This is a genomic window from Ignavibacteriota bacterium (assembly GCA_016713565.1).
GTDB lineage: Bacteria > Bacteroidota > Ignavibacteria > Ignavibacteriales > Melioribacteraceae.
Window position 1 is genome coordinate 133,770 of sequence record JADJOX010000003.1, and the last position, 14,299, is coordinate 148,068.

The following is a 14,299-nucleotide window of genomic DNA, read 5'->3' on the forward strand; positions in this document are numbered from 1 at the left end:
TTTACAACCAATATTTGTATCATCAATACAATTATAGGTATAAATTTTTAATTTTTATTAAATAATCAAATGCCGCATTATATTCATTCGGAATTATTCCCTCAAGAATCGCCTCTTCAATTGCCGATTTAATTACACCGACTTTTTTTGATGGTTTAAGATTGCAGACTTTCATAATCTCATCGCCTTTGACCGGAGATTGAAATGAGCGAAGATTATCTTTTTCCTGAACTTCTTTAACCCGACGCATCACATTTTCATAATTCTGTAAGTATTTAGAAACTTTTCCGGGGTCTTTACTCGTTATATCTGCCCGGCATAAGGTTATTAAATCATCTAAATCTTCTCCGGCGTTTGCGCTTAACCTTCTAACCGCCGAATCGGTAACTTCTTCAGATGCCAATGCGATAGGTCTTAAATGCAGCCTAACTAATTTTTCAACATAATTTAATTTATTTAATGGTAATTTTAATTGAACAAAAATGTTTTTCATCATTCTCGCACCAAGCTCTTCATGCCCATGAAAGGACCAGCCTATTCCCTCTATAAATTTTTTAGTTTGAGGTTTCGCGATGTCGTGTACTAAAGCAGCAAAACGAAGCCAAACATTATTCGTATTTTTCGAAATATTATCCACTACTTGACATGTATGTAAAAAAACATCTTTATGATGAAAATCTTTTCTCTGATCAACTCCCGCTAAGTTTGCTATTTGAGAGAAGACCACTTCCATAACTTTTGTATTTTGCATCAGCATTAATCCCACCGATGGCTTGTCTGATTCCAATATTTTCAGAAATTCATCCGTAATTCTTTCTTGCGATACAATTTTCAATCTTTCTTTTAATTCTTCAGCTGCAGTCAATATCCTTTCTTCAACATTAAAATTTAATTGCGTTGCAAATCGGAAAGCACGCATAATTCTTAATGGATCATCATCAAAAGTAATTTTTGGATCAAGCGGTGTTTTGATAATTTTAGATTCAATATCATTCAAACCGTCAAACGTATCAATTAATTTTCCAAAATTTTCTTTATTTAATGATATTGCCAATGTATTTATTGTAAAATCTCTCCTTCTTATGTCATCCTCAAAGGTTCCAATTTCAACTTTTGGATTTCTGCTGTCTTTATTGTAGGATTCTTTCCTTGCTCCAACAAATTCTAAATTCAAATTTTTATAAAAAAAGTGAGCCGTACCAAAGTTTTTAAAGATTTTAACATTTTTTTCACCCAATTTTTCCGCAAGTTTTTCTGCAAAAAAAGTTCCGTCTCCAATAACTAAAAAATCAATTTCGTTTTTTGTTCTATTTAAAATTAAATCCCGGACAAATCCGCCAACAATATAAACTTTGACATTATGAAAGTCGGAAAGGTTTGATATTTCTCCGAAAAAACTATTATTTTTTAAAAATTCACTAAAATTCATGGGTAAGTATTTGTTTCTAATAATTAGAATTAAGCCATGTTAATTTATCAAAAAGATCTTTAATTATTTTCTTTCTTTCTAATTTTGAATTAGCTAAAGAAATTTCGGCAAATTTGACAGCTTTATCAAATTCCAAATTTTTATAAAATAATTTTGCCAATAAATAATTTGTTTCGGAGGAAAATAATCTACTTTTGCTTAAACTATAAACTTTTTCAATTTCATTTATATATTTTATATTTTCACCATGATCCGTATTTAATAAAAAAGATTCAATGTAGAATTGAAGAATAATCTCATTATCCGATAAATATTTTTTTATAATATTATGCCTTGAATCTTTGTTTTCTAAATAATTATCAAAATCATTTTTATCTTTTTCTAATATTGTTTTATAGACAAAAGAACTTCTAAAATAGAAATCCGAAGGATTTTGAATCATCAAACTATCATAGATTTCAGCTGCGAATTCATATTTTTTTACCTTTCCAAATAAGAACGCTTTCAAGTATTCAATATTAAAATAGTAAGAAGTCTTTAAAAACTTTGTCTCTTCTTTTTCCAATAAGGTAATTGCTGAATTAAAATCCTTATTTTTTATTTCATTTTGAACCATTCCGTTTAAAGCCGAAAAGGAATTTGAATAAGTATAAACTTTCGAGAACAATTTTTCCGATTCAGAATAATTTTCTTTGTCAAACAGTTCCCATGCTGTCTGAATATCATATTCTTTTGCTCTTGCACAAAACTGTTTTATAAGCGGAATACGTCCAAAATAGTAATCCGCTTTATTTTTATTGAATAAAAAATTTAGATTTTTTAAATAATTGTAATAATCAAATTCAATTTCTTCGATTTTAATGCCAAATACTTTATTAAAATCCGGTTCTTTATAGAAGTTCAAAACCTTAGTTACAGAATATTTGTTGGAAAGAAATTTAAGAAACGATCCCGCATAAATGTATGAAATTGAAGATACGTTAACGAAAAAACTTAGGTTTGAAAATAAATTTTTCAGCGATATTTTATTTCCGTTGGAATATGCTAAAAAAGCTAAATAATCAATGTCGTAATCATCAAAATTATTGTCAAACGCGGTCGCAAAACCTTCAATTAACCCCGGGTTATAGTTTTTGGGAAGATTAAAATATCCTTTTCCAAATTTCTTTGAGAAAACGTGAAGAATTTCGTGGTTCAAACTGTTCTTATAATTATCAAAATCAATATAAACTTGATTTAGCCATGGTTTTGTAACATCGGCAAATTGTGATCCAAAAAGTTTCTTTTTCTGTTCTCCCGTTTCAAAAATTATTGATGTTATCTTTTGATTAAAATTTAAACCGAATGTATTTTTATTTTTTTTAATGCTATACAAATGTTCAAGAATTAAGATTTTCTTTTCCTTTTCAGAAATATTATTGGGATATAATATCTCTAAAATTCCACTTGTATACTTACCTTTTAACTCCTTTTCAATCCGCTTTTTATCTGTAGAAAATTTTAAATATGGTTTTGAAAAATCCGAGGTTAAATAAATTATGGCAACAAAAAAAATAATAATTACCGGCAGTTTTTTATTTAATATTTTTCTAAAATGTAAAACAAAGAAAATAGTTCCAAAGAGTAAAATATTTAGAATTCTGTATCCAATTAACTCGCTGCTAATTTGAATACGATAGTCATAAATTGTACCGGGGAAAAAACCAAAAATCGGATTATAAAAATAAATCTGCGGATTGAAATACAATTCCGGTAAGAATCCAAATAAAAAAAGAATCGAAATGATTATAAATGTTAAATGTGAAAATCTATTGGAAACCCAGTTTGATAATTCTGCGACAGAAATTCCAATAAATAAGGATGGCATTGATAAGATTAAATAAAATAATATTCCATCACCAAGCGGACAATTTTGGCAAAAAATTGTTGAGATAATAAGTATAAAGAATGGTGAAAAAGCAACGAAACCATAAAATGTCGGCGGTTTAATTGCAATATTTATTTTATTATCACAAATTGACTTTGAATATAATTGCCAATATAGCCCTGATATAAAGTAAAAAATTATGGCGTTTATAAAACTTGTTTCAAAACCAAGTAAGTTTAATAGCGGCAATTGAGTAAACACTAAATTTAATGCAATTACCAGAACAATAAAAAAAAATGAAATTATGTTTTTGTTAATTTTTGTCAAATTTTACGTTTTTCTAAAATTCTTGCGTTTTAACTCTTTCTATTCGTGCTCCCAATTTACATAATTTTTCTTCAATACGTTCATATCCTCGGTCAAGGTGATAAATTCTAAGAACTTCTGTAGTTCCCTCGGCAACCAAACCCGCTAAAACCAAAGAAGCGCTTGCACGTAAATCAGTTGACATGACAGTTGCTCCTTTTAATTTATTTACGCCGTGAATTATCGCGCTGTTTCCAATCACTTCAATATTAGCACCTAATCTAATTAGTTCTGGGATATGTTTAAACCTATCTAAATATATTGTATCTGTAACTTTGGAAGAGCCATCTACAATTGCCATATATGTTGTCCACTGAGCCTGCATGTCAGTTGGAAAACCCGGATAAACTCCGGTTGTAACATCAACACTTTTAGCCTCAAAATTACTTGCATCAATTGACAAAATATTATTGTTATAACTTAATTTAACCCCGCTGTCCTCAAGTTTTTGAATAACTAAATTCAGGTGTTTTGAATTTGCATTTTTTAATTTTATTTTTCCTTTGGTCATTGCCGCCGCAATTAACAAAGTACCTGTTTCAATTCTATCCGGAATATTGTTAACTTCGGCACTTGAAAGATCGTTAACTCCTTGAATTTCTAAAATATTTGACCCGATTCCTTCAATTTTTGCACCCATAGAAATTAAAAATTGTGCTAACTGAGTTATTTCAGGTTCGGCTGCCGCGTTAGTAATTATAGTTTCCCCTTTTGCCAAAACAGCTGCCATCAGCGCATTTCCGGTTGCACCAACAGAAGAAATATCAAAATTAAGTCGTGCTCCCTTTAGCTTTTTAGCTTTTGCAATTATATATCCTTCTTCCAAGTCAATTTCGGCGCCGAGTTTTTTCATTGCTTCAAGATGAAGATTTATTGGTCTCGGACCCCAAGCGCATCCGCCAGGCATAGAAACTTTTGCAACTCCGTATTTTGATAATAACGGACCTAGAACATAAACCGAAGCTCTCATTTTTTTAACGTGTTCATATGGTGCGGTTTGTGAAGTTATTTTAGATGAATCTAAAACAATTTGCTTACCTAAAAATTCAGATTTAACACCAAGCTGATTAAGAAGTTTTGACATAGTATAAATATCATTGACTTCCGGGATATTATCTATTACATTTTTTCCGTTGTTTAAAAGAACTGCAGGCATTAACGCCAAAGCCGAGTTTTTTGCTCCGCTAATTTCTACAGATCCTTTTAATGGATTTCCGCCATGAATTACAAATTTATCCATAATTTGCCTTAAATTTTAAAATGAATAAATAAATATAGGAGTTCTATTTATTAATAGAAAATTACTGAGGCAATATTCATTATAAATTTTAAATATCTTCAAGCTGTGAAGCATTTTTAAGAGTTTTGATCTTATGTATTTCCTCCAATTTTGTTAAACTTTTGAAAAATTCCTGAACATCAATGTTCTCTGCATTTTCAACTAATTTGGTATATAAATCAATTAGGCAGTTATCCAAATGAACAAATAGATCAATAATTTCATCAATTGTAACTTTTTGTTCGTCAATCAATGTTGAAAGTACATCTAATTTAGATTTGCACTGACTTCTTGGAAACCAAGAATTTAAAATATTTGAAGAAGTTGAATTTTCAATTTCGGTCAAAGTTTTTTCAATTTCAACTTCTCTATCTTCAAGATAATTAAGAAGTAGTTTAATGCGTTCCTTATCTTCTTTTTGACTCAATTTCTTATAATAATCAGCAATAATTTGGTGAAACTTTCTTGAATGTTCTAGAATATCCTTTGTGGTTTCCATGCGTATTAACCTCCAAAATTAGGAAAAGTTATTTAGTCTTTCGCACAGTAAAAGTATTGGGGGATGTTTAATTGCTTTTACAACTATGTAATATAATTTGATATTGATTAATTTACAATCATAAAATAAAATTTTTAGACGAATTATTTTATCTGTTGAGTAATTTTCTTTTTCTTTGATTTAAGTTTTTTGGAAATGCCAGTCTGCTGCTTTGCCTCTGCCTTAAGTTCTTGAGCGACAAAAGTTGAATCGACGGGAACAGATATGGAATCGGAAGAAAAATATTCTTTTGTTATAGAATCTTGGATTGCTATTATTTTTGCGTAAGAATTAGTCGCTGTATCCGGACTGAAAAAATAAATGTAAATTGAAAAGGCAAAAATTAGGGTTATAACTAAAAAAGGCTTAAATCCAATTTTTGTTGATAGCCACCCTCCGAACCAAACGGGTGATTGTAAAATGAAAAATGGAAGGAATAATATGAAATAAAGAACCAAAGCAATTGCATATGCCGTACTTTCGATAGGTTGTGAAAAGTTCATTTTTTCACCCAAACCGACAATCATATCCCAAAAAGTAGTACTTATTTGCGAAACAATTCCTACAGTAACGTATAGTATAGAAAGTATCGCCAAAATGATAATTGTTACAAAAGCCTGAATCCCTTGGAGAATAAAAGGAACTTTCCACTGAATACCTTTTATTTCAGAGTAAAATTTTTTAATCGGGTCTGAATATGGATTGGGGGCTAATTCAAACATTATTTTTTCTTAATTATTTGTTAATGAATGAGTTACATTCATTTAATTATTACCATTTATTAAGTAATAGAAACATTTTTTTTTCGCAATAAAAATCTTTTATTGTTTTAATATTCGTAATTAAACTTAAAAATTTTAATCAATATTTTACCATAGAAGATAATTAACGTATTTGTTTATAACTGAAAATTACAGTAAATTTACGTTTTATTTTTTGCGAGAGTGGCGGAATTGGCAGACGCGCTAGACTTAGGATCTAGTATCTAACGGTGTGGGGGTTCGAGTCCCCCCTCTCGTACCACATTTCTGCTTTTTTTAACTATCAGAGGTACTTTTTGGAAACAAAAATCAATATTTTAAATAACACTGAACATGAAATTGAAGTTAATTTTTCTTATGATGAAATAAAAACCGAAATTGAAACTGCATATCAAGCAGAAAGAAAAAAAATTGCTATGCCCGGATTCAGAAAAGGCAAAGTTCCAATCGCGATGCTTAAAAAAGCATATGGCGATGCAATTGAATATAAAGCGAGTGAAGATATTGCAAATAACAAATTTTGGGAAATTGTAAAAGAACAAAATCTGAAACCTTTAAGTATGCCGCAAATGACGGCTTTGGATTTTGAAATTAATAAATATTTAAATTTTAAAGTAAAATACGAAGTAAAACCAACTTTAGATTTAAAAGATTATACTAATCAAGAAATTGAAAAGCCAGTCTTTAAAGTAAATAGTGAAGACATTGAAGCTGAAGTTAACAACCTGCTGAAATCAAAAGCAAGTTTTGAAAACGCCGATGAAGTTACCGATAACACCTATAAAATTACTGTTGATCTTCAAAGGACAGATGCTGATGGCAATGATATTGAAGGAAACAAAAGCTCAAATATTGTAATCGATTTAAGCGACAATAAAGTTAATGAAAATATTGTAAAAAATGCACAAGGTAAAAAGCTTGGAGAAAATTTCAAATTTTCATTTGTTGACGAGCATATGCACGGAGATCATAAACACGTAGAAGAATTTAATTATAATGCAGATATTAAAAAAATTGAAAAAATTGTTTTACCTGAGATTACTGAAGATTTGGTTTTGCAGATATCAGGTAAAAAAGCCAAAACTATTAATGAATTAAAAGAAGTTACAAAATCCAATTATGAAAATTACTATAATGATCAATCAACAAGGATTTTTGAAAACACACTTCTTGAGCAAATTGTTAAAAATAATGATTTTGAACCTTCGAAAAGCTATGTAGAAATAATTCTAAATAGAATGATTGAAAATGAAAAACAATATGCCAAACAATATAAAACACCGATTCCAAATGATGAAATACTCAGAACAAATTTAAGACCTAAAGCCGAATGGAACGCTAAATGGCAAATTATTTTAGAAAATATAGCCGAAAAAGAAAAAATTGAAGTTACCGAAAATGAACTTGAAGAAATGGCAAAAGAAGAATCTGAAAAAATAAATATTCCAGTGGATAAACTTATTAAGTATTATAAAGATTCAAATAGATTAGAAACTATGGTTGAAGAAAAAGTTATAAAATTCTTAAAAGAAAACAATAAAATTAAAGAAGTTGATCCAACTGTTAAAAATGAAAACTCAGCTAAAGATTCAGAAAATAAACACGAAGATGTTCATTAAATGAATTTATAAAAAACTCAAAGGTATAAAATGTCAGGAAAAACATATAACACATTAATTCCTTATGTAATTGAACAATCCGGTCGCGGGGAACGTGGAATGGATATTTTTTCTCGTTTACTGCGTGAAAGAATTATTTTTTTAGGTGAAGCGATTGACGATCATATTGCGAGCGTAGTAATTGCACAATTACTTTTTTTAGAAGCCGAAGATCACGAAAAGGACATAAATTTATATATAAATTCTCCAGGCGGAAGTGTTTCTGCTGGGTTGGCAATCTACGACACAATGCAATTCATTAAACCCGACGTTTCAACTAACTGCGTTGGAATGGCTGCCAGTATGGGAGCCGTTTTGCTGGCAGGCGGAGCTCAAAATAAAAGATTTGCTCTACCTCACTCAAAAATAATGATCCATCAGCCTTGGGTTGGCGGTTTGCAAGGACAAACTACCGATATAGAAATTCACGCAAAAGAGATGATTAAAACGCGCGATAAATTGTATAAAATTTTGGCAAATCATACGGGCAAAAGCACCGAGCAAATTATGAAAGACTGTGATAGAGATTATTATATGACTGCGGCAGAAGCTGTTGATTATAAAATAATCGATAAAGTACATGAACGAAGAAAAATGTTAAACGAAAATGAAAAAAAGTAATTTTATAAGTCAAGATTAAAAACAAGAAAGTCCGAGTTTAATCGGACTTTTTTTGTTTTAGGGGAAATATGAAACTTTTATAATGATGTACCAACCTTTAATCTTAAGTTTACAAATAAAGCTGTAACACCGAATTTACCTTCATCAGTTTTTGATAAAATTGCTGCAGGTCCAATTGCAAAGGCACTAAATCCCCAAGATTCCATAATTCTCTGCACCAAAATATCAATTAAATATTGGGGATTTCTTACATCGCTTTTTGGCATCGCGTCCAATCTTAAGTCAAATGTACTGCCTGCCAAAGATAATTCCCTACCTGTAAAACCAAAGTGCCATTCATTAAAAAATTTAGCCGCATAAAATTTACTTCTCGTTGAACCTAAAAACCTAACAGGATATCTCAATTCGTAGTTTAAATATGAACCTTTTAAAATCATTGGTTTATAGTCAAATTTTTCAACCGCGTTCTGCATTCTGTTAAGTACTTCAGGCTCGGTTAATTCTGTATTGACTTTATTATAGCTCACTTCAAAAAAGTTGCCGAATGGAATTACATAACCTACTTGAAATCCTTGTGATCCGTAAATATTATTATGGTTGTTTGTGTTTTTCAATTTAGTGAAAGCGTCAATTATACCGAACATTCCAAATCTAAATCCAAGAATATGAAAATTAGCTTCAACCAAATCGGTTTCCATTGGTCCAGAATATGGAGTTCCCAATCCCATGGAAATACCGATATCCTTTTTAATTGCAATGCCAAATCTTTCACCGCCGAATAATTGTAAATATGGATTTACATAAGCCAAGTCAGCACTGATTTGGTATTTGGTCGGCGTATCAAAAATCTTATTAAATTTCATTTTAGCGAAAACATCAGTAAATACCGTAGTATAAGTTATATTATCCTGTAAGTTTATTTTAAAAGGATAAGTAATTACTCTTGCTCTTAACTCTTCATTCAATGCGGCTAAAGGATAAATACGGCTTTTAATTTCGATTGTATTATTTTTTGAATCACGTAGATCAACAATTATTTCAGCTTTCGGGTCAGGCGGATCAATAAAAAGATTTTCCTGTATTTTAACAAATAGACTATCATCAAGCGGTTCCATTTGATAATACATTATTTGCTCTTCTTCATCTTGAGCCAAAATTAAATTATTGTTAAGTAATGTAAATAGTACAAGTAATATTAGAGTAATTTTTTTCATTTTTATTTATTTCTATTATTTGGAAAATTCAGTAAAGTAAAATGCTTCGCCAACCTCAGTCTTTTGTTTTGACTTTGTATCGAATGCGGTGAAGAAAAAGTTCGCTTTATAACGTCCTTCAGAATCAATTAGTTGTTCATTTCTATCTGCCCAAGAATTAAATTTCTCTTCTGTATTTGCAAGGTTTAGAGAAATATTATAAACCAAATTTCCCTTTTTGTCCTGCTGCGGACCTGAAACTGTAATAGGTCCAGAATATGTGACTTTAATTTGTTCAATTTTTTCATCCCTAACTTCAACGGTAAAGCACGTGGTTTTCTGCAAATCTTTAACAAAAATATCGCCTTTATCCATTTTGGTTGTTGATTTTTTTATATCAACTTCTGGAGGTAAATTATTTTTTACCTTTACTCTGTCGGTTTGGTTTGCGTATTTAATTAGTATTTCATTTTGATTTGTTAGTTCAAATTCTTTTTTAGAATTAGGTTCTACCTTAATCAATTCGGAATTGTTTTTCGGATCTACAATACTAACAATATAATCTCCTTTATTTTCCGCAATGTTTGTAGCATATTGCAGAAATTCTAAACTCTTTGAAAATGGCGAGGGAACTGTTTCTTCTTTTTTAATTTCTTTTTCTTTAACCGGTTCCGGCAAAGGCGTTTCTTTTACTTTTTTGGAAAGAGAAGCAACCTGCGTATTTAATTGTGATAATTTTTCCTTTAGATCTTTATTCTCGGAAATAACGTTTTCGTCAATTTCAATATTAAATTTTAACCCTAACTTGCTCAATGAATCTACAACATTTATCAACGAATCTCGTACACTTTTTGAAACTACATTTTCCTTTTTAACAACTTCACCTAAATTTATTTCAGCGCCTTTAAGCGCTAAAACTGTTATAACAAAAATGTAAAGAACTTGATAGATGACAAATTTTGCATCTCTGCTTCTTCTAACCATATTGATTACCTTTTATTTACAATTAGTTCAAGACTATTCAAAGACTGTAAAACTTTGTCGCTATTTAAATTTGATGCCATAGCATCAATCGATTGACTCATTTGACTCAATGCTGATATATGTTTTCCATTGTTTTCTAAACTTGAATTGAGCTGAGCGGTAATTTTACTTAATACGTTAAAATTTTGATATGATTCAAAACTTAATGTTTTAATTTTTTCCAATTCTTCCCTTAAATTTGAAAGATTTTCCAAAGATAAATTTCCGTCCATTTGTCTTGGTGAATTATTATCAGAAAATAATTTTATAAGTTTTTCAGTCTGCTTAACTTGCAGCTTTTGATAAAACTGTTCTTGATAATCCGACGCAACATTTATTACCTTTTGGAATTTAACTCCTATATAATCCAGCACCGGTTCAAACAATTTTGCAATTGCCAAAACGATTAAAGATTTGATTTCAAAAGGAACTGATAATCCTAAAAATATTTCTGGACCCAATTTTATGCTGACCAGTAAAAATGCGGCTCCAATTAGCGGAAGAGCTGTTGCATAACCGTCAATTAAACTTATTGATGAAGAAATAATTCTGTCTATATTTTCTCTTGGGGTTGTAGAACGGACATGGCTGAATAATCCCATATATTCTTTAATAGCAATTGAAATAAAGAATAAATAACTAATAACCGGAAGCCACCAAAACTGTATCGGCTCTACTGTGTTTTCCGCCTGGTGCCAATTTGGGTATAGTGATTTTGCAATATCAATAGTTACGTTTCCAAGTAGAGGAACTGAAGAAATATCTATAAATAATGAACCCAGCAAAACAATAAACGAAAAAATTGCGGGTTTTATCAAGATTATGGGTGAAATATTTTTTAAGTGATTTTCCTTTATCTGATTAATTTTATCATTCAAATATTGATCATCAAGGAGATTTGCTTTTCCATTGTTGTTTGCGGGTGTTTGAACTTCAGTCATATTTTTCCTTATTAATCTCATAAACTTGTGATTACAAACACATTTTATGCCATATTGAATTTCATCTGCTCCGAAAATCAATTTTTATTAATGGGTTTAATTTTGATTGGGTTTTTGATAAAAATTGTAAGTCTCTTTAACGAAAGGAGTAAATATTTTTTAGGGAATTTTGATTTCAATCACATAGTGATTTTTTTTGAGACATGATTTAATCCCACTTTTATAAATTTTTCCTACTTTGTAACAATTTAGAAATTCAAACCATAATTAAATTTTACTTATAAGTGTAATATTTACATGTAAACATTTCTTGCAATTTTATAAAAAAATGAAATTTTCATTTTGTAACTTTATTCACTTAAAAATTTGTTTCTTGAAATCAAAGGTTTACTATGAATCTAAAAAATTTAATTTTATCTCTATTAATATCGGTTTCAGTAATTTTTCCACAGAAGAAAAATTTGACAATCGAAGAGGTTGTATTTAATTCCACAAATAAACTCGCGCCAAAAACTTTAAAGCAGTTAAGCTGGATTCCAAATTCTGAAAATGTAAGTTATGTTGATGGAGATTCTATTTTAATTGAACTTAAAATTAACAATAATATCAAAACTAATTTAATAAGCAACTCTGATATTAAAAATATTTTAAGTAATTCTATCTTAAATTATCAAATCAAAAACTTCCCGAATATAAAATGGTTAAATAAAGATGAGTTCACTTTTTGGATCAATAATTATTTGGTTTGCATAAATCACAATACCAAAACATATAAGATTTTAAATAAAGTTTTAGATAACGCGGAAAATATTGAAACTTCGAACAATAATATTTTTGCCGCTTTTACGGTTGAAAACAATCTTTTTGCTTCAATCGATTCAAATAAAATAGTTCAAATTACCAATGAAGAAAATAAAAACATTGTAAGCGGACAAACCGTTAGCAGGTCTGAATTCGGAATTGAAGATGGAATTTTTTGGTCGCCTAAAAATAATTATTTGGCATTTTACCAAAAAGATGAATCTAATGTTACAAATTATCCCCTAGTTGAAATTGGCGATGCCCCGGCAAAACTGAAGAATATTAAATATCCAATGGCAGGACAAAAATCTGAAATTGTGAAAATCGGTGTTTATAATTTTTCAAACGGTAAAATTACCTGGCTTCAAACTGGCGGACCTGACGATCAGTATTTGACTTGCGTAACTTGGGATCCAACGGAAAAATTTATTTTTACAGCCCATTTAAATAGAGATCAAAATCAATTAAAATTGGTAAAATATGATGCTCAAACCGGAAAACAGCTTCAAATTTTATTTGAAGAAACAGACAAAGAATATGTAGAACCGCAAAACGAACTTTATTTTCTTCAAAATAATCCTGAAAGGTTTATATGGTTCTCTCAAAGAGACAACTGGAATCATCTTTATTTATATAATGTAAACGGTAAACTACTAAGGCAGTTGACAAAAGGAAATTGGGTAGTTAAAGATATTTTAGGATATAATGAAAAAAATGAATCCATATTTTTTACATCAACCAAAGATTCACCGATTGAGGATAATGTTTATAAATTGAATATTAATAACGGTCAAATAAAAAAAATAACCGAAGAAAAAGCCAATCACAAATTGAAATACAATTCATCTAACAATTTATTTATAGATACATATTCAAGTTTAGAAATACCTTCAGTTACAAACATTATAGATGAAAACGGAAAAAAGGTTGCCGTAATAAACAAAAGTGAAAATCCAATTGCAGAATATAATTTCAGCAAACCTAAAATATTTACAATAAAGGATAATAATAAAACTGACTTGTATTGCAGAATGATACTTCCTGTAGATTTTGATCCATCTAAAAAATATCCCGTAATTGTTTATGTTTATGGCGGTCCGCATGCTCAATTGGTAACAAATTCTTGGTACTTTGGTCGTTATGATTTTTGGTTTCAATATATGGCGGAAAAAGGTTATATAATTTTTACTTTAGATAATAAAGGTTCGGCAAACAGAGGTCTAGAGTTTGAACAGGCAATTTTTAGAAATCTTGGAACTATTGAAATTCAGTACCAGCTATTGGGAATTGAATACCTTAAAAGCTTAAACTATGTTGATAAAGAAAGAATTGGTGTCTACGGTTGGAGTTATGGCGGATTTATGACAACGTCTTTGATGTTGAGAACAAATAATACATTCAAAGTAGGTGTAGGCGGAGGCGCGGTTATTGACTGGAAATTTTATGAAATTATGTACGGTGAAAGATATATGGATACACCCGAATCAAATCCCGAAGGATACGAAAAAGCAAGTCTACTAAATTATGTTGAAAATTTAAATGGGAAATTATTATTGGTTCATGGGACTTCAGATCCTACAGTTGTTTGGGAAAATACTTTGGAATTTGCCAAGAAAGCCGCAAACTTGAATGTGCCTCTTGATTATTTTCCATATGTGGGACATGGTCACGGTGTTGTAGGAAAAGATGCTTTACACCTCTACACTAAAATTTCACAATATTTTATTGATAATCTTTAACAGAAATTAGCTCCGTTTCGCGGCGGAGCTAATTCCCCCCATACCTTCTGCTCAATTTATTTTAATTAAAATATTCATTTGAA

The 14,299-nt window shown here is 29.9% G+C and carries 11 protein-coding genes and 1 tRNA gene; 4 read left to right on the forward strand and 8 right to left on the reverse strand.

The window, feature by feature from the left end; translation table 11 throughout:
- Window positions 1-31 precede the first annotated feature (31 nt).
- The 5 genes from IPK06_03425 to IPK06_03445 all read right to left on the reverse strand — a co-directional run bounded on the left by IPK06_03425 (window position 32) and on the right by IPK06_03445 (window position 6,201).
- On the reverse strand, window positions 32-1,429 hold the full coding sequence (locus tag IPK06_03425; protein ID MBK7979061.1) for an HD domain-containing protein: 1,398 nt from the start codon (window positions 1,427-1,429) through the stop codon (window positions 32-34).
- A 16-nt stretch (window positions 1,430-1,445) separates the two neighbouring features.
- A complete protein-coding gene (locus tag IPK06_03430) occupies window positions 1,446-3,623 on the reverse strand; it encodes a hypothetical protein (GenBank protein MBK7979062.1) in 2,178 nt (725 codons plus the stop codon).
- Window positions 3,624-3,636: 13 nt separating this feature from the next.
- Window positions 3,637-4,902: a UDP-N-acetylglucosamine 1-carboxyvinyltransferase gene (gene murA, locus IPK06_03435; protein MBK7979063.1), complete on the reverse strand. Its 1,266-nt coding sequence runs from the start codon at window positions 4,900-4,902 to the stop codon at window positions 3,637-3,639.
- Between the two features lie 88 nt (window positions 4,903-4,990).
- Window positions 4,991-5,440 (reverse strand): hypothetical protein, encoded by a 450-nt coding sequence (locus IPK06_03440; GenBank protein ID MBK7979064.1) that lies wholly within the window; start codon window positions 5,438-5,440, stop codon window positions 4,991-4,993.
- 143 nt (window positions 5,441-5,583) lie between these two features.
- Window positions 5,584-6,201, reverse strand: a complete 618-nt coding sequence (locus IPK06_03445; protein MBK7979065.1) for a hypothetical protein — start codon at window positions 6,199-6,201, stop codon at window positions 5,584-5,586.
- Between the two features lie 216 nt (window positions 6,202-6,417).
- Here IPK06_03445 and IPK06_03450 point away from each other — a divergent pair.
- The 3 genes from IPK06_03450 to clpP all read left to right on the forward strand — a co-directional run bounded on the left by IPK06_03450 (window position 6,418) and on the right by clpP (window position 8,519).
- A tRNA-Leu gene (locus tag IPK06_03450) sits at window positions 6,418-6,502 on the forward strand.
- Between the two features lie 34 nt (window positions 6,503-6,536).
- On the forward strand, window positions 6,537-7,859 hold the full coding sequence (gene tig / locus IPK06_03455; GenBank protein MBK7979066.1) for a trigger factor: 1,323 nt from the start codon (window positions 6,537-6,539) through the stop codon (window positions 7,857-7,859).
- 30 nt (window positions 7,860-7,889) lie between these two features.
- Window positions 7,890-8,519: an ATP-dependent Clp endopeptidase proteolytic subunit ClpP gene (clpP, locus tag IPK06_03460; protein ID MBK7979067.1), complete on the forward strand. Its 630-nt coding sequence runs from the start codon at window positions 7,890-7,892 to the stop codon at window positions 8,517-8,519.
- A 77-nt stretch (window positions 8,520-8,596) separates the two neighbouring features.
- Here clpP and IPK06_03465 read toward each other — a convergent pair whose 3' ends face one another.
- From IPK06_03465 to IPK06_03475, 3 genes are read right to left on the reverse strand one after another with little or no spacing between them, the layout of a single operon-like run.
- Entirely contained in the window at window positions 8,597-9,733 is a 1,137-nt protein-coding gene (locus IPK06_03465) for a hypothetical protein (GenBank protein ID MBK7979068.1), read from the reverse strand.
- A 15-nt stretch (window positions 9,734-9,748) separates the two neighbouring features.
- A complete protein-coding gene (locus IPK06_03470; GenBank protein MBK7979069.1) occupies window positions 9,749-10,696 on the reverse strand; it encodes a hypothetical protein in 948 nt (315 codons plus the stop codon).
- Window positions 10,697-10,701: 5 nt separating this feature from the next.
- Window positions 10,702-11,676, reverse strand: a complete 975-nt coding sequence (locus IPK06_03475; protein ID MBK7979070.1) for a hypothetical protein — start codon at window positions 11,674-11,676, stop codon at window positions 10,702-10,704.
- 392 nt (window positions 11,677-12,068) lie between these two features.
- Between IPK06_03475 and IPK06_03480 the strand changes: the two genes are divergently transcribed.
- Window positions 12,069-14,216: a DPP IV N-terminal domain-containing protein gene (locus tag IPK06_03480; GenBank protein ID MBK7979071.1), complete on the forward strand. Its 2,148-nt coding sequence runs from the start codon at window positions 12,069-12,071 to the stop codon at window positions 14,214-14,216.
- The last annotated feature ends 83 nt before the right edge of the window (window positions 14,217-14,299 follow it).